Here is a 22,766-nt window from a genome sequence, read left to right as displayed (position 1 = left end):
GAAGCAGGGGAAGCTAACGAAGAAATTCTTGCCTTCCTCCATACCCAATGCCCCATGCCCAATGCCCTATTCCTCATACCAATATCTATTGGGCACAAATGCTTACTAGCTGCGTCAACTATCTTAATATTGTCTGCTTTAGTTTTTCTGGTGCAAAAGTTCCATAAGCAGGGGACGAACAACTACCAACTCATCAATCATGTACTAAGCATAAATACTTATATACTATATGGTTAGTAGATTTAATCGTAAAAGCGAGCAATGGCGTGTGTGGGTAGCTAATGCATCATTCAAATTTATGAAATCACCTTTTATTATTCAAAGTTGGCGGCGACTACTTAAGTATCTTTTTCCGATTCTCATTTTAATATCCTTTGTTACGGTATTACTGGTAGACAGTTTCACCCCTGCGATCACCGAAGGTGGGCGCTTCAGCGCCATCGCACAGTTACCCCGTCAAGAAATTCGCGGGGTTTGGATGACCACCAATGATTTTGACACCCTCAAAAATCGGGATAAAGTGCAAGATGCCGTGAGTCAATTACGACGGCTGAACTTCAACACAATCTATCCTGTGGTGTGGAATTCTGGCTATGTGATGTATCCCAGTGCGATCGCACAACGTGCTGGTATTCAACCTTTTATCTACAAAGGTTCCGATGGACATGATATTCTTGCAGACCTGATTAACCAAGCCCATCGCAAAGGATTGCTAGTGATTCCCTGGTTTGAATTTGGTTTCATGGCTCCCCCAACCTCAGAATTGGCACTGAATTTTCCTGATTGGTTCACACAAAAGCGGGATGGTAGCCAAACTTCCATTAGTGCGGCTGGTGAGGTGATGTGGCTCAATCCGTTCCATCCGCAAGTGCAACAGTTCATCACCAATCTAGTGCTAGAAACTGTCACTCAATATGATGCCGATGGTATTCAGTTTGACGATCACATGAGTTTACCTCACGAATTTGGCTACGATCAATATACAGTTGCTTTGTACACCAAAGAAACCAAAAATGCTCCCCCAAAAAATTCCCAAGATGCAGCATGGGTAAAGTGGCGGGCAGATAAAATTACGGCGTTCATGGTACAACTTAACCAAGCCGTGAAACAGAGAAAACCACAGGCGATTTTCTCTGTTTCTCCTAATTACTATGATTTTGCTTACAAGTTTCACCTGCAAGACTGGCTGAATTGGATACGACAAAATATTGTGGACGAGTTAATTGTGCAAGTTTATCGTCCGAATCTACAAAGTTTTGTGGCTAATATTTCTCGCTCAGAAATTCAAGAAGCCCAAAAAATAATTCCAACTGGAATTGGGATTATGACTGGGTTACGAAATAATCCAGTTCCTATGCAGCAAATTAAGTCTCAAGTGCGGGCTGCTCAAGAACGTGGTCTAGGCGTAACTTTCTTTTATTATGAAAGTCTTTGGAACGATGCTCTAGAACCCTTAAACGAGCGACAAATTGGATTTGGAAGTCTCTTTCCATCTCCTGCACTCCGCGCCAGAATTGAATAACTTTTCTGTTGAAGATTACGTTAGTGGGCTAGAAATTAAGTTTTTTTGTCTAATATTAGTGCGATCGCCTACCGTTCTGAAAGGCTTAGATTCCTAGCTTCTGCAAAGAAGTTGGGAATCTTGTTAGATAAAGCCCAAAATAGCTTAATTTTACTTTCAAAGGTGCGATCGCCTAAATTAAAGTATTTATTCATACATTGAATCCTACATAAATATTCTAGTAATTAGTTAGACAGCACATCAGTTCGGGAATACTGACAATTAGGGTAATGGATTGCAGCAATCCGTTGATTTAGCAATAGTTACAGCCTTTCCCCTAAAGCACAGTCTTTCTAGGATTTTAGATATTATGACAACTGTTCAAGTTACATACGCAGGTCTAATCAAAGTAACAAGGGGTGAGGCTTCCAAAGAGCTATACTCCCACCAAAACGAAGCAATCAAAGCACTGAATGAAATTAATAAAAATGCCTTTGAAGGCTTGCTAGTTCTACCCACGGGTGGCGGAAAAACGTTAACAGCAGTTCACTGGCTACTACGTAATTTCATTAACAACAAGAAAAAGGTTCTGTGGATTGCTCATCGTCATGAACTACTTGACCAAGCACTTGAGACACTTCAACTTAGCGCCTATTCATCATTATTGAGCAAGGTATCAGGATTTAGATACCGTATTATTTCAGGTCATCCTAAACACGATCGACCTGTAAACATTCAAAAGACTGATGACATCATCATTGCCAGTAAAGATAGTCTAAACAGTGGGCTTGATCACTTGTTGAAAAATTGGGTCGGTGACTTACACGAAGTTCTTTTAGTTGTAGATGAAGCGCATCATGCAACAGCTAAGACTTATCGTAAATTAATTAATGCTGTCAAGGATGATCTAAGTAAACGAGGTCATCATAACGGTTTTCAAATGCTAGGGTTAACAGCTACTCCCTTCCGAACAGATGAGAGTGAGAAGGGTTTGCTAAAATTAGTTTTTCCAAATGATATTATCTTTTCAGAACATCTGAGAAATTTAGTTGCTAGGGGAATCCTTGCTGAACCAATATTTGAAAACCTAGAAACGAAGATACAAATAAAGCAAAAATTGACAGCCCAAGAAATCAAGGCAATTGAGAATTTTGACAGGCTACCACAAGATATAGCTAAAAGAATTGCTGAAGATAGTAAACGTAACAATCAAATTGTTGCTCACTATATTAAAAATCGAGAGAGATATAAACCTCTTTTAGTCTTTGCTATTGATGTTATACACGCAGTTGCTTTGAACAAAGTCTTTAAGGATGCAGGAATTAATTCTGATTTTATTGTAGCAGCAGTGAAAGATTTAACTACAGGCGCTACAATTGCGGCAAAAGACAATAAAGAAAAAATACAAAAATTTAGAAATGGAGAGCTTGAGGTATTAATAAATGTAGAAATTTTAACTGAAGGAACGGATTTACCTAATGTACAAACTGTTTTTCTCACACGCCCTACTACATCCACAATACTAATGACACAAATGATTGGTCGGGCTTTGCGTGGGCAAAAAGCAGGCGGTACAGAAAAAGCCTATGTAGTTAGCTTTATTGATGAATGGGAAAACAAAATTAACTGGGTGAACCCGGAAAAGCTTGACGGTCGAGGCGGTGAATTTGATGGAAAACCCATTTTATCAAGTCATAGAATTGCTCGGCTCATATCTATTGAGATGATCGAAGAATTCGCTCGTATCATGGATGATTCAATTGATACTACTTATGTCGAAGAACTAGAATTTTTAAAGAGAGTTCCTCTTGGAATTTATCGTTTTTCCATTCTTGAACCGTCTGAAGGATATGAGCCTAAAACTACCAACTATGATGTATTGTTATATGACGATACAGAAGAGGCATACGACAACTTTGTACATGATTTGAAAATTCTATTTCAAAGTATTGATTTACAAGACAGAGAAATATTGACCGAAGCAGAACTTGAATATCTTTTGCAAACTGCAAAGCAAATTTATTTTCCTAACTATCAAACTTTACTTGGTTATAGAGATGAAGATGTAGAAAATATCTTGCGTTTCTATGCTCAGAATGAAAATGAACAAATACCAGATTTTCTAGCCTTCAGCGAGAGACGGAAGTGTGATTTATCTATTGTAGCAAGACATATCTACGACAATTCATTAGGCGGTAGAGCAAAGTCTGATTACATCGACTCTCTCTGGAATGATGAAACGTCTTTTTGGCAAGTTTTATTTAGTGACGAAAAGCTATATTTCAGGAAGCAGTTAGACATTGAAGCTCTTAAGATTGAAGGGCTATACCCGAATGCTGTAGTATCAATACCAACTGTAATTCCTGATACTGTACCAATAGAGAAGCTAACTCTCTATGAAATCAAAGAGCGAGATATTCTTGAATACAGAAAAATTAAAAATGCTGTATTTGCCAAGCACACAGATGCAAAAGGGTTTATAACTTGTGCAATCAGTGGAGTTAAAAGCCAGATGCGGAGAGATTTTCAAATTGATCACATTAAACCTATGTCTAAGGGTGGTTTAACTACCATAGATAATCTGCAATTGCTGACACGTAAAGCCCATGTAGATAAAACCCGTAAAGAGAATACAAGACGATAGTTTTGAGAGATATCTCTGTAACCGTAGGTAATCTGAATCTTTCTGGTTTGGCAGGTTTAAAATATATGGTGTCACTCAAAAGAGACTTATGACCTTAACCCTGAACTTGCCACCAGAATTAGAACACTATCTTGCACAACAAGCTAAACAGCAAGGGCTTTCTGTTGGCGTAATTTTTCAGGCAGTCGCGCCATCACCACTTCACCATCTATTACGTCTCCACGTTCAATATAAGCAAGCCCAACAGCTATTTTTTTATGGGTTTCTTCTTCCCATTCCTGATAACCCTTCTCCCATTCTTCCAGCAGTTTCAATGCTTTAGCAATCACATCCTCAGCATTTTCATATCTACCTGTAGCAATTCGGGTTTGTATAAATTGCTCGTATTCCGCCTTCAGTTGGATGTTCATAATTTTTATCCTTAGTTAGTTAAGAGCATTCCCAAAACTATGCTCTAAAATTTATCTAAATTCATTAAAGCCTTAACTTATGCTTCTTACCGAACTCATACCGCTAGTTAAAGAATTATCTCACGCTGATAAACTTTTACTAATACATTTCCTGGCAGCCGAATTTTTGAAGGAATCAAGTTTAGTCCCATTGGATGCTCAGGACAAAGTAGCTAGTCTTGGTTTATATGATTCTTTTGAAGCTGCTGCTGTTTTAGCGAAGGCATTAGCAGAAGAAAAAGCGGCAACACATGGTTGATAAAGTTAGATTTGCATTTACTTAGGTAAATCCAGAACTCGGTGCATTAAGTACGCTACCTTATCTACCGCTAATTCTCACTTATCAGAATCGTTCTGTAAGTGTATCAGGCTTACTAGATACTGGTTCTACTGTCAACGTATTGCCCTACGAAATCGGGTTAAGGCTGGGAGCAGTTTGGGAACGTCAAAGACTCTCCGTTCCATTGGGTGGTAATTTAGCTAGGTTTGAGGCGAGGGCATTGGTATTGATGGCAAATGTTGAGCAATTTCCGACAGTAGAGCTAGCTTTTGCTTGGACAAGAGATAGAAACGCCCCATTGATTTTAGGACACATGAATTTCTTTTTAGCGTTTGATGTGTGCTTCTATCGTTCTGAATTAGTATTTGAAATTAGCCCTAAAATAGCCTGATGAAAATAGTGAAACCCAACATTATATTAGGTTAACGCTGGGTTTCACAGAATTTAACTACCTTGATTAGGCGGTATTTCTTCCGGTGGTGCTTCCGCCGGGGGAGCAAGTAACGCATCCGGCGCGATTTCTTCTACGGGAATCGGTTGCTTATCCTCAATTTCAAAATCTGGTTGCGCTGCTTCCACTAATTCGGGAGATGGGGGATGTGGTGGAATCGCTTCCGGTACACTCTCGGTTTTGGCTTCGGTGTCAGTAGTAACTGTCTCCTCTGCTGGTTTTTCTGGTATGGCAGTAGTTTTGTCGATAATCTCAACAGTAGGTTTCTCTGCCAGTACAGAGGTAATGTCTTCAGGTTTGGGGGTTGTGGGTGGCTTTTTACTCCCAGTTTGTTGCACTTTATCTTTCATGCCACTGAAGGTGTTACCAAGACCTTTTTGCAACTGACCCAGCCGTTCCTGAATAGACAACTTATTCACCTGTTCCTGAATTCCAGCTTTCACCGTCTCAGGACTGGGTACTTGAGTTTGTTGTGCCTGGGGGGTCAGTTGGTGACGTAATGATAGAGTTTGCCAGCCAAACCAGACCAAAAGAGCCACACTAGCCACATGACCCAGCAACAAACCTCCAGTAATGCGTGGTGCAAACACCCATAAGACTAAAGCATAGAATAGTCCTACGCCACTCCAGATAAAGTCATTCTTACGGTGGATTTCTGGAAAAAAGAAAGCTGCTATGTAAATGGCTAAACTACCAATACCGACCACCAAAGCTAGGACAAATGCCAGCATTATTTGGTTACTCCTTTCACTATTGGGGATTGGGGATTGGGTATTGGGTATTGGGTACTAGGAAAGAATTTCTCAGTCCCCAGTCCCTAATCCCCAGTCCCCAATCCCTTAATTAACAATTTTGCAAGTCAATTGTTGATTTAGATACAAATTAAAATTAATTATCCCTGTTAGTTGTGGATTTTTGCCCTTTATTCAACTCTTAAGGTCTTCTTTAGGAGAGAAGGGAAAATATCGGACTACCCTTAAAGTAAAAGGATCTGCAAGAGAGTTAGCCAGAAATTTTTTATGACACTACAAAGCTTTGGTGTGATTGGATTAGCCGTTATGGGTGAGAACATCGCTCTCAACGTAGAGCGCAATGGCTTCCCAATTGCAGTTTACAACCGCTCCCGCGAAAAAACGGATGCGTTTATGGCGCAGCGTGCTACAGGAAGGAACGTCAAAGCCGCCTTTACTCTAGAAGAATTCGTTGCCTTATTGGAACGTCCCCGCAAAATTCTAGTAATGGTGCAAGCTGGTAAGCCAGTGGATGCGGTGATTGCTCAACTCAAACCCTTGTTAGAGGAAGGCGATATCATTATCGACGGTGGCAACTCTTGGTTTGAAGATACGGAACGACGCACTCAGGAATTAGAACCCGCAGGGCTTCGGTATCTTGGTATGGGTGTCAGTGGCGGTGAAGAAGGGGCACTAAATGGCCCATCTCTGATGCCTGGAGGTACAACAAGCTCTTACGAGTTTCTATCACCAATTTTCAACAAAATTGCTGCCCAAGTCGATGATGGCCCTTGTGTAACCTATATTGGCCCTGGTGGTTCTGGCCATTATGTCAAAATGGTACACAATGGCATTGAGTATGGCGATATGCAGCTAATTGCTGAAGCCTACGACTTGCTGAAAAATGTCGCTGGATTAAACCCCAGTCAGCTACATGATGTGTTTGCTGAATGGAATACCACCGATGAACTCGATTCATTTTTGATTGAGATTACGAAGAATATCTTCCCATATATTGACCCAGAAACAAATAAACCCCTGGTGGATTTGATTGTTGACGCAGCCGGTCAAAAGGGAACTGGACGCTGGACTGTGCAAACTGCATTGGAATTGGGAGTTGCTATTCCCACAATTACAGCAGCAGTTAATGCCCGGATTATATCTTCGATTAAAGATGAGCGGGTTGCAGCATCTAAAGTCCTCACAGGCCCCAGTGGCAAGTATGACGGGCAAACTAAAGACTTTATCAACAAAGTACGTGATGCTCTCTATTGCTCAAAAATCTGTTCTTATGCTCAAGGGATGGCGTTGCTATCCACAGCTTCAAAAACATATAACTGGAATTTGGATCTGGGCGAAATGGCGCGGATTTGGAAAGGTGGTTGTATTATTCGCGCTCGCTTTTTGAATAAGATTAAGAAGGCTTTTAGCGAAAATCCAGCTTTGCCTAACTTGCTGTTAGCTCCCGAATTTAAGCAGACAATTCTTGACAGACAGACTGCTTGGCGGGAAGTGATTGCGACAGCCGCAACAGTAGGAATTCCAGTACCCGCATTTAGCGCCTCCTTAGATTATTTTGACAGCTATCGCCGCGATCGCTTGCCTCAAAATCTAACTCAAGCACAACGCGACTACTTTGGCGCACATACTTACCTGCGTCTTGACAAGCCCGGAAGTTTCCATACTGAATGGGTTCCTATTGCTGAAGCTGGTAAGTAAGCTTTTGCACATCTGTATCAGAATATTGTGAAAGGTTAGTCAGTTTCAAAATACAGATTTATAAGTGGCTCTGAGTTTCAGAGCCACTTTTTTAACGAACCGCAGAGGCGCAGAGAACGCAGAAGAAGAGAGGAGGATAATAGCAATTCTCTACTGTTTATTGATTTTAAGGATTATTATTACCAAGATATTTGGCTTTTAATTCTTCTAATTCTTGATCTATTTCGTTTGTACTCGTCGGCTGAGATGTCGAAATTGGTGGTTGTATTTTATTTGCTTGAGGTTTGTTGCCACCCAGAAATTGAGTTTTCATTTCCTCTAATTCTAGATCGATTTGACTAGAAGATGGCGATACAAAAGCGGGTGGAAAATTGGGTGGTGATTGAGGGATAGGCTTTGGCTTTATCGCTGGCGTGGCTGCTACTTGCGAATGTTGATTTAAGTCTTTAAGAACTTCATCTACTGTTTGATAACGCCGAACGGGAATGCTTTCTAGCATTTTGTTGAGAATGCGGCTCAACTGATTACTAATAGGAGTTTTTAAGTATTTCTGCCAAACCCAAGTATCGTTGTTAGTATCATAAGAATCGAAAGGCGATCGCTGGGTTAATAAATTAATACAGGTAGCACCCAAGCTATAAATATCGCTGGCAAAAACAGCCCTACCTCTCATTTGCTCAGGGGCAACATATTCTGGACTACCAATACTTGTACCAGTTTGATTTAAGGCAGCGCCAGTGGCAGATTTAGCAGCACCAAAATCTACTAAAACTAGTTTGCGATCGCTCTCGCGTAAAATAATATTTTCTGGCTTAATATCACGGTGAATTACGTGTCTAGCATGACAAAATTGTAAAACTGACAATAAATCATTTAATAGTTGCCGGATTTGCGTTTCATTGAAAGCACCCCTATGTGCCAATTCCTGGGCTAAGTTGTGCCCGTCGATAAATTCTTGTACCAGATACTGTCGGTCTTCTTGGGTAAAATATGCCAGTAGTTCGGGAATTTGGGGATGTTTACCCAGTTCATCTAACTGCACCGCTTCTTGATTAAATAACTCTACGGCTTTGGCAAGAGTGTTAGTGCCTTGGGATTGGGGATAAAATTGCTTAATTACACAGCGTGGTTTTGAGGGTTTATCCTCATCCACAGCTAAGAAGGTTCTGCCAAAACCACCTTGTCCGATTGGTTTGATAGCGCGGTAACGTTCTTTAAGGAGTAGCTTGGAACCGCAAGTCCGGCAAAACTTGACATCAGTAGGATTTTCTGGCTTGGGACAATGGGGATTAAGGCAGTAGCTCATACAGGCGATCGCTCTTATATGTTCTTATTTTCTCCTGTCCCAGGCAAAAGAGGGTAATTAACAGATTTTGAATTATAAATTTTGGATTTGGGATTTGTGTAACGCAGAAGGGATGAAAGCGTGGATTTAACAATTCCCTGAAAATCAGCGATCGCAGTTTGTACGGAGTAATCTAATCTAACATGAGCCTAAATGACATTGCTAATTTTCACTAGTGAATCACGAGGGAAGATGGAGAGCAACAGTACAATGTGGTGGATATATGCATTCTTTTCGGCTGGCTTTGCAGCATTGACAACTATCTTTGCCAAAATTGGGGTAGAAAATGTGAACGCTAATTTAGCAACAGCAATCCGCACTGTTGTTATCTTAGTAGTTGCTTGGGGGATTGTATTTTTTGAGGGAAACGCAGTTAATATTTTAGCCATTCCTCAAAAAACAATGATTTTCTTATTATTATCTGGATTAGCTACAGGTTTATCATGGATTTTTTACTTCCAAGCTTTACAAGTCGGAAAAGCTTCCCTGATCGCACCAATTGATAAATCAAGCTTGGTATTAGTTTTATTATTTTCAGTCATTTTTCTAGGAGAACCATTAAACTGGAAGATTATTTTAGGAAGTGGGTTAGTAGTCATAGGTACTTTAGTTTTAATCATTTAAAGTCATTACTCATAATCATGTGCGATCGCTTTGAGCTAAACTATGAGCGATCGCACTCCTAAACTACCCCATACCTCCCATAACCGGATGGAAGTAGAAGGCGAATCCCAATACTGTATAAGCAGCTAACAACAAAGTGCCTTCGAGCCAATTGGACTTACCATCAGAACTAATGCTGTTTGCAATCAACACTGAAACAACCACAGCAACTAATTCAAAGGGTTTGAAATCTAAATCCATTGGTTTACCCAATATTCGCCCAGCTATTACCAACACGGGTGCAACAAATAGGGCAATCTGCATACTTGATCCCACAGCTACCGAAAGGGAAAGATCCATCTTATCTTTCATCGCCACGGTGACTGCTGTGGCGTGTTCAGCCGCGTTACCGACGATGGGAACCAAAATTACCCCTGTAAACAGCGCCGTCAAACCTAGCTGAGATGTGGCCACTTCCAGAGAATCTACTAGCATTTCTGACTCAAGTGCCACTAGTAAGGTACATACTAGCAAGACACCAACCCACAACATCATGTTTGGTTTCGCGTGAGGGGTTTCCTCTTCTTCTGTCTCCGCTACACCCACGTCATATAAATAGGAGTGGGTTTTCATCGAAAATAGCAGCGTTAGGGCATAAACCAGAATTAACACTACAGCAACAGCAATAGAAAGATTTTGTACTGTTTCTTCGTTAATTCCTTGAGAAGTGTAATTCATCGCCGTTGGCATCAAAATGGCAATCACTGCCAAATTCATCGAAGCAGCATTCACCCGCGCCACAATTGGCTGAAATGTCTGTTCTTTGTAGCGCAGCCCTCCCAAAAGCATGGAAAAACCCATTACCAGTAGTAAGTTGCTGATTATCGATCCCGTGATACTAGCTTTAACTACATCTATTAACCCAGCGTTTAGCGCTACTAGGGCGATTATTAGTTCTGTTGCATTACCAAAGGTGGCGTTTAACAAGCCCCCCAATGACGGCCCCACTACAACAGCAATTTCTTCTGTGGCTGTACCCATCCAAGCTGCTAAGGGCAAAATTGCTAATCCAGCTGTAATGAAAACTATCAATTCTCCCCATTCCAGAAAGTGGGCTGCTACAGAAACCGGGATAAACAGTAATAGAACGAAAAGAATAATGTTTTTGGTTGACATTTGTTGTTTTGGGTTGAGGGTATCATTCACAGCTAGCAATCCTAAATTTTAAATTTGGAGTGTTGAATTAAAAATTACTTTCACTCATCACTCCCATAGGATACTCTCAACAACCTGTAGACCAATTCAGAAATTGTACTGTTTTCAGTTCACTACAGCGTATGTAAAATAAGATTGCGATTTAAGGAGTTTTTGTAATCTTTCGTTGCAAAAGTATGAATTGGAGCCAAAATATTACATCAAGAATGGGGTTTAATATATTAAAAGACAATTAAAATTTTAATTGGCGCTGCTAACGAGGAAACCCCTAACTGAGTTTTTGTTCAATGGCTAATTACATTTGAGCCTTCAGGGAAAGGGCTGTGCGATAACGCAGATTTCCCACTACAATGAGAAAGATTTGTCAAAAATTTGGTTGGATTCCATAGTTGTTGTTTATACCGGATTTTGTGTTTAAACCATTGGAGAAAGGTTTATGCACAATGTTTTCGGTGCAACTGCAAGTTTTTTGTTTTGGATAAATATACATGACTTCTGCTGCTGAAATGCCAGCTAGCTCTGGCTCAACGTTAACATTACATTCAGATCCCAATAACACTAAAGAAACCGATCCCCTGAGAAAGGCTAATGGTGTTTATGTGACGGTGCATGGTCATTTTTACCAGCCACCAAGGGAAAACCCTTATCTGGACGCAATTGAACGCCAACCGAGCGCTGCACCTTTCCATGACTGGAATGAGCGGATTCATTGGGAATGCTATCGCCCGAATGCCTTTGCCAGAGTCTTAAATGACCAAGGTGAAGTGGTGGGGATCGTCAATAATTACGAGTATTTTAGTTTTAATATCGGGCCGACGCTGATGTCGTGGCTAGAACGCTACGATGTGGAAGTTTATCAGCGGATTTTAGAGGCGGATGCCAAGAGTAGCCAACGCTTGCATGGTCATGGCAATGCGATCGCGCAAGTATACAATCACATCATCATGCCTCTGGCGAATGAGCGCGACAAATATACTCAAATTCGCTGGGGTAAAGAAGACTTCCGCTCCCGCTTTGGCCGCGATCCCGAAGGGATGTGGCTAGCAGAAACTGCTGTAGACTACGCAACCCTAGAAGCTCTAGTTGCTGAGGGTATCCGCTTCATTGTCCTTGCACCGTCTCAAGCATTGCGTTGCCGTCCCCTCCCCACTCAAGATCATCCCCATCCGGAATGGATTGAAGTAGGCGGTAGTCAGATTGATTCTACCCGTCCCTATCGTTGTTATTTAAAGCCCACATTAGATACTTCATCTTCACCTCTAAATGCGATCGCCACTAGCCCCAACGATAGTAGTACAGAAGAATTACCCTACATTGATATCTTCTTCTACGATGGGCCGATATCGCGGGACATGGGTTTTAGTGATGTGGTTTATAATTCCAGTCACTTTGCTGGACGTATCGGTTCAGCAGTACGTGGGGATCATCGTCTGGCACAGTTAATTTCTGTGGCGACGGATGGGGAAACCTTCGGACATCACAAGAAAGGAACAGAGAAAACTTTAGCTTATGCTTTTACTAAAGAGTTTCCTCAACAAGGTTGGACAGTAACGAACTTTGCCCACTACCTGAGCTTAAATTCTCCTGGCTGGGAAGTGGAATTGAAGTCAGTCACAGCCTGGAGTTGCGCCCACGGTGTCGGCAGATGGGAAGATGACTGTGGTTGCGGTGGGGAAGGCGGTGTTTGGCATCAAAAATGGCGTCGTCCCTTGCGGGATGCCCTCAATTGGCTGCGGGATCAGCTCACTGAGGTTTATGAGGAACATGGTAGACAGTTATTTCGCGATCCCTGGCAAACACGGGATGAATATATCCAAGTAATGCGCGATCGCTCTGCTGCAAATGTTAACCGTTTCCTCGCCCGTCATCAAACCCACAAACTAACCGCAGCCGAACAAGTAGACGCTTTGCGCCTTTTAGAAATGCAGCGTCACGCTTTGTTGATGTTCACTAGTTGCGGTTGGTTTTTTGAAGAAATTTCCCGTCCAGAGGGGACGCAAATTCTGCGCTACGCTGCCCGTGCTTTGGAATTGGCAGGGGATGTGGCTGGTGTGCAGTTAGAAAAAGGCTTCGTCAAGCGTCTTGGTTTAGCCCCCAGTAATGTGGATCAGTTCAAACACGGTGCAGAAATTTATCGGCAACTTGTGTTAACTGCCCAGCTTGGCTTTAAGCAAGTAGCATCCCATTACGCCATTACTTCCCTATTTAACAATCAGAAAACAGCACAGACGCACAATTCTTTGCCTAGAAAAGATGTTGCTGACAAACAATCTCAGCGTTACCACAAAAAAGTTTATTGTTATGCTGCCAATGAGCTAGATTACCAAATGCAAAGGATGGGATCGCTAACTCTGGCTGTCGGAAATTTAAAGCTGGTATCAGAGATTACTTGGGAAAGTGAGCATTTGGTATTTGCTGTTCTGCATTTGGGAGGCTGGGATTTCCATTGTGGCATTCAACAATTTACTGGGAGACGTAACTACAGCCAATTAAAAGAAAAGCTATTTGGTGCGCTAAAACAAGCTAGTGCGGCTCATACGATCTTGGCGATGACACAGCTATTTGGCGAAGAGGCTTTCAACTTACAGAATCTATTTGCTGAAGAACGCCACCGAATTATGCGGCTGCTTAGTGAGGAAACACTGACACGTTTAGGACAGTTGTATACCCAAGCATACCGTGATAATTATGGTGTGCTGATGGCGTTTCATCGAGATGAAATCGCAGTACCGCAAGAATTGCAGGTAGCAGCAGATATTGCTTTAGGGCATCGCTGTCTGATGACATTGCGATCGCTTGAGCAAGATATTGCTGATTCCCAAAAGAGTTGGAGTCACATCTTAGAATTGGAAGCGATCGCAACTGAAGCAAAACATCTGCGTTGTCGGTTGAATATTCCCGACGGTAAGCAGATGTTAGAACAGTTAATTGCGCGATCGCTCTGGCAATTGTTGCACGATGCCAATGGTAGTTTTAATGCAGATATCCAACTATTGGAGCGGTTGATTGATGTCGGGGATCAACTAAATATTGATGTTTCCCTACAGCGATCGCAAGAACTCTACTTTAGTTGTCTGCACAGTCAAATAGCGCCGGTGTGTATTACTAGCCTTGGAAATGAAGCAGATAATCAGTGTCTTCAGTTGCTCAAGTTGGGCAAGAAGTTAGCTGTTGATGTTAGTGCGATCTCCAATCAGTTGGGATAGATGTAGGGACGCACGGTAAAATCTCACGCAGAGAGAAGGGGAAAATTTTCCCCTTCTCTTTTTAATTTTCTTTACTTAGCCTGGGAGCGATCGCAATGATAGGGATAAAGCCACTCACACCTGAAAAGTCCGAAGGTATGTTTCTCAAAAAAGGTTCCTGCGTGGCGGCTACGTGATATATTGATCCCAGCTTTAGTTTTAACCTCATATAGCCAGGGAAAGGCTATTACCAAAATAGTCATGAAGGTGAAGAGGTAAAGAATTGTAGTTTTAATATTTGGGAATCTTCGGGAATTGCTATTGTGATTTTGAGGCATAGAAATAAGAGACGAATAGCCCGTACCATTCTAGCCTAATGCTGAAAATATCGCCGGAAGCGGGGGTCAATATTGTCTGTTTTCTGCTGATTGCAGGTAATACAGAGAGTTTGTAAATTGCTGATATCATTTTGACCACCACGGGCAAGGGGAATGATATGGTCAATAGTGAGGTGAGTTTCTGTAGTAGTTTTACCGCAGCTTTGGCATTGATATTTGTCACGTTCAAAAACATATTTCTTGACTTCCGGCGGGATACGAATACGGGGAGTTTTGCTCATTTTCTCTCTAGTTGCTAAGAAATTCTTCCAAGCTAGGTACATCTACCCAACTTGCTTTTGTATGAGATTCATGGGATAAATCCATCAACAACTGAGAATAAATTCCTTCCCGCAGTGATGGTGTAATTTCCTGATTGCATTCAATTCCCTGCACCCATTGGTCTACTACGCGGATAAATGCCGAAATCCGCCCATCAGCATAATTTTTGGGAAAAATTAACCGATTCGGTATTTCTATTTCCGTTAGCGGTTTACCCGACTGGGAACCCCAAACACGGAAGCCGTGGATATAATCTTTTTGATTTTCACTGCCTACAATTAATGTACCGCGATCGCCATATACTTCTATCCAATGGGTTCTTGTTGCATGAACAACCGCACTGATAGAAAGTTGGCAAGGTGTACCATTCGCTAATTCCAAGGTTAATATACAGTTGTCATCTGTATTTACTGGCTTAGATTCCCCACTAGCAGGGTCAACTCTTGTAGGAATCGCAGTACTCAAATGGGCGTTTAATCTACGGACTGGCCCGAATAACCAGTGAATGTAATCGAAGGCGTGGGAACCCAAAGATCCTAATGCACCGCCTCCTTTGTCTTTGTCAGAATACCAGTTCCAAGGGCGTGAAGTATCAGCACGAGAAGAACCTAACCAATCAATTTTAATTAGGCGTAACTCACCCACATAATTTTCTGATAGTAATTCAGCAAACAACTGCCATGCTGGTACAAAGCGAAATTCAAAATCTACAGTCGCAATCACATTTTTTGCTTTCGCTAGCTGATAAAGTTCTTTAGCTTCGACTGCATTTAAAGTTGTTGGCTTTTCTAGTAATAAATGTTTCCCAGCTTGCAGTACAGTTTTTGCCATTTCATAGTGCAAAAATGGCGGCGTAGAGATACTGACTGCTTGCACTTCTGGTAATGCCACAATATCAGCTAGAGAATCAGAGGCGTGTGGAATATTATGGGATTCTGCTATGGCTTTTGCTTTATTTATATCTCGATGATAGACAGCAACTACCTCAGTTTGAGGATGTGCTTGGAATCCAGGGATGTGGACTTTTTGACCAAATCCAGTGCCTGCGATCGCAACTCCAATCATATAATTTTTCCCTATATTGTTTGTAATAAGTTTTACAATTATCGCAAGACTCTAATTGTAAAAGGGTAACGATAATACTCACCCTTATAAGCTTTTACAGATGCAAAAGTCACTACAAACGATTGTAATATGAGTTTGAATAAAATTAATGACATTAGTACAATTAACAAGCCGTCTAAAATATTTTTTATTTCATTGGATGAACCATTATTAATTATCACCAGACCAAAGCTAGTTAACAAAAAAAGTAAAGATATTGCTATGACAATCAATGTATATAATGTTAAAGAAAATTGAAAATTTAAAGATTCTTTACCTTGGAAATCAATCCAAGGATATTGTGATTTTTTAAAGTGCCAAATGATCAGGGGAGTTAAAAGATTTAAAGGTAAATATAAAGGAATGCCAATAAATACTAAAAAAAACAATAATATCCATCCGAACAAAGCCGATAAATGACACAACACCGCCCATATACGCATTTGTTGTTTAGGTTTTTGTCTCATGGCTTTTTATGTGCAGGTAGATTTACCAGATAATTACCTACTCTAATTATCTATAAAAAAGCCAAAAACGAGCTTAAAATCTGAGTATTTCTCCGTCATAGTTTTCGAATAGAGGTTTTATTTCCGTGACTGTACCCAATACGGTTAGATAAGCATTTTTCACTTTCTTTATGGTCTGGGGAAGGGGTAAAGGATGTATTCAAAACCTTTCCCCTTAAACCTAACTGTATTGAGACTGTATCCTCTTTTGGCATTGAGCGATGGCGTAACCGCCCGCCGGAGGCGATGGTCTCCGACCGACCGGAGGTCATCGCAATTTTAAAACAGTCTGACAGTTTATACTGAGTACTGGCGAAGCAACCAGATTTTGGGATACTCAATAGCAAGGTTAATATAGAACTTACGCACAAGAGATCCGCTCTATGCTGTAAACTTAATAACACTAACGGATTTTCAATATGCGAGTTCAAATAACTGTAGTTGCGATCGCAGTAATGTTAGTGGGTGGTAAAAATCCAGAGGCCCTTGCAGACTCGCAACCATCTACTCAAGATGGGGCTAGTGGGATTGTCGCACCAAAAGCTACGATCCATATAGAGGGAGAGTATGCCAAATATGGTGGTTATATAGGAGTTAGTTTAGGAGATAGCCAGACGCTGGAAATTTCCCAAAAAATTGTCAAAGATATCCAGATTCGTTTTCTTAATAGCAGAGGTCTGCCAATCAGAGGGCGAACTCAGAAAGATTTTGTCATTGGTTTGCTGAGACTCAAACCAGGTCAAGTATTCAGTAAAGATTTACTTCAAGCAGACTTGCAAAGATTGAGGAGATTAGAGTCATTTAATCAAGTAAATGTCTACCCTAAAGAAGATGCTTCTAGTGTTAATATCCTTTATGTAATCAAAGAGCGTAGCTTCCCTTCTCTCATCTTAGGAGGCGGTAATAATGATGACGTTGGGCTATACGGTCGGGTGGGTTATAAAGATGAAAATGTTAGTGGTCTGAACGATAAATTAGATACAGTTTTGCAGTTCAGCACTAAAGATGTTCAATTTGATGGTCAATTCACTAGTCGTTATCGTTCTGAAGAACCAAACCGCTTAGGCTATAGCGTTAGAGGTTTTCGTAATCGAAATACATCGGGAACCTTCAACGAAGATATCAGATTGGCTGACGGCAGCAAAGTGCGAGAAGGAAGATTTGGTGGTTCTGTAGCACTTTTACGAGCTTTTGATGAGTGGGATACATCTGTAGCGCTTAACTATACCAGAATTAGTCTACGCGATGGAGAATATAACGTTGTCCAGGTTGATAGATTAGGTAGTCCCCTATCTGTGAGCGGTACTGGAATTGATGACCTATTTACAGTATCATTTGCCGTATCTAGAGATCAACGCGATCGCCGAGACAATCCGACTCAAGGCTCAATCCTCACCTTCAGCACAGAACAAGCGATTCCCATTGGACTGGGGAATATTTCCAGCAACCGCTTACGGGGAGACTATATTCAGTATTTCCCAGTTAGTTGGATAGGTAATGGTAAACCAACTGATAATCCAGAAATGTTGGCGATTAATTTACAAATTGGTACAACTATTGGAGACTTCCCACCAGCCGATGCTTTTAATATTGGTGGAATAGATTCTGTCAGAGGTTACGGTTATGGTAAAGTTGCCAGTGGTCGGAGTTATGGTTTAGCTTCCGTGGAATATCGTTTCCCAATTTTCCAGTCAATAGGTGGAGTTGTCTTTACTGACTTCGCCTCAGATTTCGGGTCTAGCGAAACCGTGTTAGGAGAACCAGGAGTCTTACGAGACAAACCTGGAAGCGGCTTTGGTTACGGCTTAGGATTACGCTTGAACTCACCTTTTGGGTTGATTCGTGGCGACTTAGGAATTAGCGATCAAGGAGAAGTTAGATTTGAAGTTACTACAGGTCAGCGATTTTAAATAATTAAACTATATCACTGCTCTCAAGACGGCTCGGTTAAGGTTTTTTGATGGTGCGATAAATCATCACAAAGACGCGATGAATCGCCGTCTTTACAATAATCAGATTACTGATGTGAATAGGCAAATAGTCTGGAACCAAGAATATATATTGCCAAGCTGAACATGAAAAACTTGCAAGTTGTGGAGAAAGAGTTTTCATCTCTCCCGGTTATTGATATTAGCGCCTTAGTTTCTGGAAAAGGAAATCTCTATTCCGTCGCATCTCAGATTCAGCAAGCGTGTCGAGAATCGGGGTTTTTCTATATTATCGGACATGGTGTAGACGAAAATTTGCAGCAGCGACTCGAAGAACTCAGCCGCCAGTTTTTCGCCCAGGATTTGGAAACTAAACTTAAAATTCGTATGGCTTTGGCTGGTATTGCATGGCGAGGTTATTTTCCCGTTGGTGGCGAACTGACATCCGGTAAACCCGACTTGAAAGAAGGTATTTACTTTGGCGCTGAACTCCCAGACGAACACCCACTAGTGCAAGCTGGTACTCCTATGCATGGTTCAAACCTCTTCCCCGCCAACATTCCCCAATTTGCCGAAACAGTGCTTGAATATATGGAAGCGATGACAAACTTGGGGCATATTCTCATGACTGGTATAGCCCTGAGTTTGGGATTAGAAGAATCCTACTTTGCTGACCGTTATACTTCAGATCCTCTAGTGTTGTTTCGGATCTTTAACTATCCTCCTAATTTATCACCGTCAGATGGTAATCCGATATGGGGCGTTGGCGAACATACTGATTATGGTGTTTTAACCATTCTCAAACAGGACGACTCAGGCGGATTACAAGTTAAATCCAAGTCAAGTTGGGTTGCTGCGCCTCCCGTTCCCGGTTCTTTTGTCTGTAACATCGGCGATATGCTAGACAAGATGACGGGAGGTTTCTATCGTTCTACACCTCATCGTGTACAAAACCAGTCCCCAAATCATCGCCTTTCCTTCCCCTTCTTTTTCGATCCCAATTTCGATGTAGAAGTGAAGCCCATTGAATTAGATAATATAGTAGGGAATGATAATATAGGCGATCGCTGGGATAACGCTAACATTCATGATTTTCGCGGAACTTATGGTGATTATGTGTTGAATAAGGTGTCTAAGGTTTTTCCAGAATTGCGGCGAACTGTATTATAGGTTTTTAAGTCAGTTCTTCTTTGCTGAGTCACCTTTTCGTTAGGTTCCTGTATGTCAAATGCGCGGAAGGGTAGGTGTACAAATTCTACAGGCCCAAAAAAGTGCTTCTATCTCAACACCAGCAAGCACTTCACCAAAAGATTGCAATTCATCAAAATCCCTATTAGGGATTGAAACTTATGTGTCCCCACTCCACTGGTGGCAAGTTTCGGATTGCAATTCATCAAAATCCCTATTAGGGATTGAAACACCAGAGCGATCGCTGAACATGGACGTACTATTCATTGCAATTCATCAAAATCCCTATTAGGGATTGAAACATAATTTGTCCGCTTGAAAGTACATATCCGTTTACATTGCAATTCATCAAAATCCCTATTAGGGATTGAAACCTATGGTTCCCCAACCGAACTTGGTATCATTTATATGATTGCAATTCATCAAAATCCCTATTAGGGATTGAAACCAATTACTGAATGACCCTCCCTAACACATAATTCATTGCAATTCATCAAAATCCCTATTAGGGATTGAAACTAATTAACCAAACCCTTGTAAATTAAGGAAAAAAGATTGTAATTAATCAAAATCCCTATTAGGGATTAAAACTAGCTGTTTCTACTTTTTGCAATATCTTACGTTCTATATTGAAACCCAAAAGTTGCTGGTAATACTGGGGAGAGAAACAAAAATGTATGAGTCAATGGGTTTATAATTGAAAACTGTGAATCAGCAAGAAGTTTGATCTAAGGAATACCTGGCTAAAATCTCCTTCCAAGGGGAGATGCCAAAGGCGAACGGTGACAACTCATAATTGGAGCGAAGCGACTGGTGAGCAGTTTATTACAAGGAGTTAACCTGTACTTAATTGGCATGATGGGTGTTGGTAAGACGACAGTAGGGCCCTTACTAGCAAAGCATCTAGGCTATGGGTTTTTGGATCTTGATGGTGTCATTGCCAAAGCAACAGATAAATCTATCAATCAGTTATTTGCAGAAGAAGGTGAAGCAGGGTTTCGCCAGATAGAAAGTGATGTACTTTCACAAGTTTGTGCTTTTACAAAATTGACTATAGCAACCGGTGGGGGCATTGTATTACGGCGAGAAAACTGGGGTTACTTGCACCACGGTTTGATAGTGTGGCTAGATGTGCCAGTTGAACTCATTTACAGCCGTTTAGCTGAGGATACCACCAGACCACTCTTGCAAGATGCTGACCTTAAGGGTAAATTGCGATCGCTCCTCGAACAACGAACACCACTTTACTCTCAAGCCGATTTGCACATCACCGTGCAAGAGGGAGATACGCCTGAAGACATTGCCAAGCGAATACTTGAGGCAATTCCTGGCGTACTAAAAAAAACTGTTTCTCATGAATAAAGAATATTAATCTAACTGTGTCTGCAAAAGATATTTTTCATGAATCAGTTAAAAAAGCTTTGCAAAAAGAACAATGGAGGATTACGAGCGATCCATTAAAATTTAAATTTGGCGAAGTCAATTTCTAAATTAATTTAGGCGTAGAGAGAATAATTGCCGCAGAAAAAGGAAATGAAAAAATAGCAATTGAAATAAAAAGCTTTTTAAACCCCTCGGCAATTACAGATTTTTACTCTGCTTTGGGACAATTTCTTAGTTCCCGTCTAGCATTAGCAGGATATGAACCAGAGCGAGTATTATACTTAGCAGTTCTATTGGATACGTACAAAACATTTTTTCAACTGGAGTTTACTCAAACTGCGATCAAACAGTATCAGGTGCTATTAATTGTTTACAATCCAGTAGATGAGGTGATTGTAGAGTGGATAAACTAGCAAAATATCAAGAATATGTTAAAACATTGTTGACGAACTATGCCAGTGATGATGTCTCGGATAACAATGTCGAAGTCCAACTGATTTTAGACACAGAACGCAATCATTATCAATGGATGAATATTGGTTGGCAAGGATTTAATCGTATTTATCGATGCGTGATCCATTTTGATATTAAAGATGGCAAAATCTGGCTGCAACAGAATTTAACCGATCGCAATCCAGCAGAAGAATTAGTAATGATGGGAGTACCACGAGAGGATATTGTCTTGGGTTTGCAAGCTCCTTATAAGCGTCAGTATACAGATTATGGCGTAGCGTAATGCGATCGCTCCTCGAACAACTGGCTGAACAGTACAAACATACTCAACTTTGGCATCAGAGATTGTGACGAGTTACAAAGTCTTCTACACTGACTGAAATAGGTTTTAACTCTCTCTGTTAGGCTCCTCATGACGGACAACGATTCTGAATACATCAGGCAAACTGAAGCCACTCGTGTGCGTGTACTCAGTGAAGCACTACCTTATATTCAACAATTCGCCGGTCGCACTGTTGTTGTCAAATATGGTGGCGCAGCGATGAAAGATAGCACACTCAAAGACAAAGTTATCCGCGATATTGTATTCTTATCCTGCGTGGGCTTGCGTCCGATTGTAGTCCACGGCGGTGGCCCAGAAATTAACAGTTGGTTAGATAAGCTGGGCATCGAACCACAGTTTAAGAATGGTCTGCGAGTCACTGATGCCGCCACAATGGATGTGGTGGAAATGGTTTTAGTTGGTCGAGTTAATAAAGAAATTGTCTCCCTTATTAACCAAGCTGGTGGATTGGCTGTAGGACTTTGCGGTAAAGACGGTAATCTATTTACAGCGCGTTCCCAAGGTCAAGAAGGCATCGGTTTTGTGGGGGAAGTCAGCAATGTGAATATCAAGATTTTGGACACCCTCGCTAGCAATGGCTATATTCCGGTAGTATCTAGCGTCGCCGCAGACGAGACGGGGCAAGCTTATAACATTAACGCCGATACTGTAGCTGGAGAAATTGCCGCAGCATTAGGAGCAGAAAAGTTAATTTTACTGACTGACACCAGTGGAATTTTAAAAGATTACAAAGACCAATCTACTTTGATTCCAAAAGTAGATATCCGTGAAGCCCGTGAACTGATTGCCAATGGTATAGTTAGCGGCGGGATGATTCCAAAAGTGAGTTGTTGTGTGCGATCACTTGCTCAAGGAGTCCGTGCCGCACACATCATCGATGGTCGCATTCCCCACGCCCTGTTACTAGAAATCTTTACTGATGTTGGGATTGGGACGATGATTTTGGGTTCGCAATTTACCTCTTGATGGTTATGAGGCATGGGGGATTGGTCATTGGGAATTGAGAAGAGGACAAGGGGAAAGACTTGTTTCAAGTTCTCACTTCTTGTCCCCTGCTCCCTGCCCCCCAGCTTCCCCTG

The 22,766-nt window shown here is 41.4% G+C and carries 21 protein-coding genes, 2 pseudogenes and 1 CRISPR repeat array; of the genes and pseudogenes, 14 read left to right on the top strand and 9 right to left on the bottom strand.

The genetic code is table 11. The features are described from left to right. Positions 1-237, top strand: a 237-nt coding sequence (locus tag GNF10_RS37995; RefSeq protein WP_221644663.1) for a hypothetical protein, incomplete at its 5' end; no start/stop codon positions are given. Positions 238-298: 61 nt separating this feature from the next. After that, on the top strand, positions 299-1,522 hold the full coding sequence (locus tag GNF10_RS23540) for a glycoside hydrolase family 10 protein (RefSeq protein ID WP_260446037.1): 1,224 nt from the start codon (positions 299-301) through the stop codon (positions 1,520-1,522). 68 nt (positions 1,523-1,590) lie between these two features. On the opposite strand, the gene GNF10_RS38800 is transcribed toward GNF10_RS23540, so the two are convergent. After that, positions 1,591-1,716 carry a hypothetical protein gene (locus GNF10_RS38800; protein ID WP_260446323.1) on the bottom strand — a complete coding sequence of 42 codons (126 nt, stop codon included), beginning with the start codon at positions 1,714-1,716 and terminating at the stop codon, positions 1,591-1,593. A gap of 80 nt (positions 1,717-1,796) precedes the next feature. Between GNF10_RS38800 and GNF10_RS23535 the strand changes: the two genes are divergently transcribed. Beyond that, positions 1,797-4,145: a DEAD/DEAH box helicase family protein gene (locus GNF10_RS23535; RefSeq protein ID WP_185585108.1), complete on the top strand. Its 2,349-nt coding sequence runs from the start codon at positions 1,797-1,799 to the stop codon at positions 4,143-4,145. A gap of 143 nt (positions 4,146-4,288) precedes the next feature. On the opposite strand, the gene GNF10_RS23530 is transcribed toward GNF10_RS23535, so the two are convergent. Then, a complete protein-coding gene (locus tag GNF10_RS23530; protein ID WP_185585109.1) occupies positions 4,289-4,555 on the bottom strand; it encodes a type II toxin-antitoxin system ParD family antitoxin in 267 nt (88 codons plus the stop codon). Positions 4,556-4,634: 79 nt separating this feature from the next. On the opposite strand from GNF10_RS23530, the gene GNF10_RS23525 reads away from it, so the two are divergent. Both GNF10_RS23525 and GNF10_RS23520 read left to right on the top strand, forming a co-directional pair. Continuing rightward, positions 4,635-4,853 (top strand): hypothetical protein, encoded by a 219-nt coding sequence (locus tag GNF10_RS23525; RefSeq protein WP_185585110.1) that lies wholly within the window; start codon positions 4,635-4,637, stop codon positions 4,851-4,853. Beyond that, positions 4,846-5,265: pseudogene (locus GNF10_RS23520) on the top strand (hypothetical protein). Before GNF10_RS23525 ends, GNF10_RS23520 begins: the two are co-directional and overlap by 8 nt. Positions 5,266-5,318: 53 nt before the next feature. Here the strand turns inward: GNF10_RS23520 and GNF10_RS23515 are convergent. Then, complete coding sequence (locus GNF10_RS23515) at positions 5,319-6,056, bottom strand: Ycf66 family protein (protein WP_185585111.1); 738 nt, start codon at positions 6,054-6,056, stop codon at positions 5,319-5,321. A 288-nt stretch (positions 6,057-6,344) separates the two neighbouring features. Between GNF10_RS23515 and gndA the strand changes: the two genes are divergently transcribed. Next, the gene (gene gndA, locus GNF10_RS23510) at positions 6,345-7,775 is read left to right on the top strand and encodes an NADP-dependent phosphogluconate dehydrogenase (RefSeq protein ID WP_012412521.1); all 1,431 of its coding nucleotides are present in this window, start codon (positions 6,345-6,347) and stop codon (positions 7,773-7,775) included. A 166-nt stretch (positions 7,776-7,941) separates the two neighbouring features. Here the strand turns inward: gndA and GNF10_RS23505 are convergent, their stop codons facing one another. Further along, positions 7,942-9,081 carry a serine/threonine-protein kinase gene (locus GNF10_RS23505; protein ID WP_185585112.1) on the bottom strand — a complete coding sequence of 380 codons (1,140 nt, stop codon included), beginning with the start codon at positions 9,079-9,081 and terminating at the stop codon, positions 7,942-7,944. Positions 9,082-9,273: 192 nt separating this feature from the next. On the opposite strand from GNF10_RS23505, the gene GNF10_RS23500 reads away from it, so the two are divergent. Beyond that, entirely contained in the window at positions 9,274-9,744 is a 471-nt protein-coding gene (locus tag GNF10_RS23500) for an EamA family transporter (RefSeq protein ID WP_260446322.1), read from the top strand. Positions 9,745-9,807: 63 nt separating this feature from the next. On the opposite strand, the gene cax is transcribed toward GNF10_RS23500, so the two are convergent. Then, positions 9,808-10,899 (bottom strand): calcium/proton exchanger, encoded by a 1,092-nt coding sequence (gene cax, locus GNF10_RS23495; RefSeq protein ID WP_185585114.1) that lies wholly within the window; start codon positions 10,897-10,899, stop codon positions 9,808-9,810. A 527-nt stretch (positions 10,900-11,426) separates the two neighbouring features. Here cax and GNF10_RS23490 point away from each other — a divergent pair. Continuing rightward, positions 11,427-14,144 carry a DUF3536 domain-containing protein gene (locus GNF10_RS23490; protein ID WP_185585115.1) on the top strand — a complete coding sequence of 906 codons (2,718 nt, stop codon included), beginning with the start codon at positions 11,427-11,429 and terminating at the stop codon, positions 14,142-14,144. Between the two features lie 71 nt (positions 14,145-14,215). Here GNF10_RS23490 and GNF10_RS38795 read toward each other — a convergent pair whose 3' ends face one another. Genes GNF10_RS38795 through GNF10_RS23475 form a run of 4 tightly spaced genes read right to left on the bottom strand, consistent with a single transcriptional unit; the run spans position 14,216 to position 16,353 of the window. Continuing rightward, positions 14,216-14,461 (bottom strand): hypothetical protein, encoded by a 246-nt coding sequence (locus GNF10_RS38795; RefSeq protein WP_260445996.1) that lies wholly within the window; start codon positions 14,459-14,461, stop codon positions 14,216-14,218. A 35-nt stretch (positions 14,462-14,496) separates the two neighbouring features. After that, complete coding sequence (locus GNF10_RS23485) at positions 14,497-14,742, bottom strand: HNH endonuclease (RefSeq protein ID WP_185585116.1); 246 nt, start codon at positions 14,740-14,742, stop codon at positions 14,497-14,499. Positions 14,743-14,749: 7 nt separating this feature from the next. Continuing rightward, positions 14,750-15,847 carry a Gfo/Idh/MocA family protein gene (locus GNF10_RS23480; RefSeq protein ID WP_185585117.1) on the bottom strand — a complete coding sequence of 366 codons (1,098 nt, stop codon included), beginning with the start codon at positions 15,845-15,847 and terminating at the stop codon, positions 14,750-14,752. 38 nt (positions 15,848-15,885) lie between these two features. Next, positions 15,886-16,353 carry a DUF4870 domain-containing protein gene (locus tag GNF10_RS23475; RefSeq protein WP_185607242.1) on the bottom strand — a complete coding sequence of 156 codons (468 nt, stop codon included), beginning with the start codon at positions 16,351-16,353 and terminating at the stop codon, positions 15,886-15,888. A 458-nt stretch (positions 16,354-16,811) separates the two neighbouring features. Here GNF10_RS23475 and GNF10_RS23470 point away from each other — a divergent pair, with 458 nt between their 5' ends. The 6 genes and pseudogenes from GNF10_RS23470 (at position 16,812) to argB (ending at position 22,653) form a co-directional block, all read left to right on the top strand. Then, on the top strand, positions 16,812-18,302 hold the full coding sequence (locus GNF10_RS23470; RefSeq protein WP_185585553.1) for a BamA/TamA family outer membrane protein: 1,491 nt from the start codon (positions 16,812-16,814) through the stop codon (positions 18,300-18,302). 165 nt (positions 18,303-18,467) lie between these two features. Continuing rightward, positions 18,468-19,490 (top strand): isopenicillin N synthase family oxygenase, encoded by a 1,023-nt coding sequence (locus GNF10_RS23465; protein ID WP_185585554.1) that lies wholly within the window; start codon positions 18,468-18,470, stop codon positions 19,488-19,490. Between the two features lie 140 nt (positions 19,491-19,630). Next, positions 19,631-20,099: direct repeats of the CRISPR family, unit length 37 nt; unit sequence ATTGCAATTCATCAAAATCCCTATTAGGGATTGAAAC. Between the two features lie 222 nt (positions 20,100-20,321). Continuing rightward, positions 20,322-20,870 (top strand): shikimate kinase, encoded by a 549-nt coding sequence (locus tag GNF10_RS23460; protein WP_185585555.1) that lies wholly within the window; start codon positions 20,322-20,324, stop codon positions 20,868-20,870. Between the two features lie 17 nt (positions 20,871-20,887). After that, positions 20,888-21,304 (top strand): annotated as a pseudogene (locus GNF10_RS23455) (XisH family protein). Continuing rightward, complete coding sequence (locus GNF10_RS23450; RefSeq protein WP_185585556.1) at positions 21,292-21,627, top strand: XisI protein; 336 nt, start codon at positions 21,292-21,294, stop codon at positions 21,625-21,627. Before GNF10_RS23455 ends, GNF10_RS23450 begins: the two are co-directional and overlap by 13 nt. Positions 21,628-21,756: 129 nt before the next feature. Next, positions 21,757-22,653 carry an acetylglutamate kinase gene (gene argB / locus GNF10_RS23445; RefSeq protein WP_185585557.1) on the top strand — a complete coding sequence of 299 codons (897 nt, stop codon included), beginning with the start codon at positions 21,757-21,759 and terminating at the stop codon, positions 22,651-22,653. Positions 22,654-22,766: the final 113 nt, after the last annotated feature.

Source organism: Nostoc sp. UCD121, assembly GCF_014222285.1.
Lineage (GTDB): Bacteria > Cyanobacteriota > Cyanobacteriia > Cyanobacteriales > Nostocaceae > Nostoc.
This window is presented reverse-complemented; position numbering and strand designations above follow the sequence as displayed.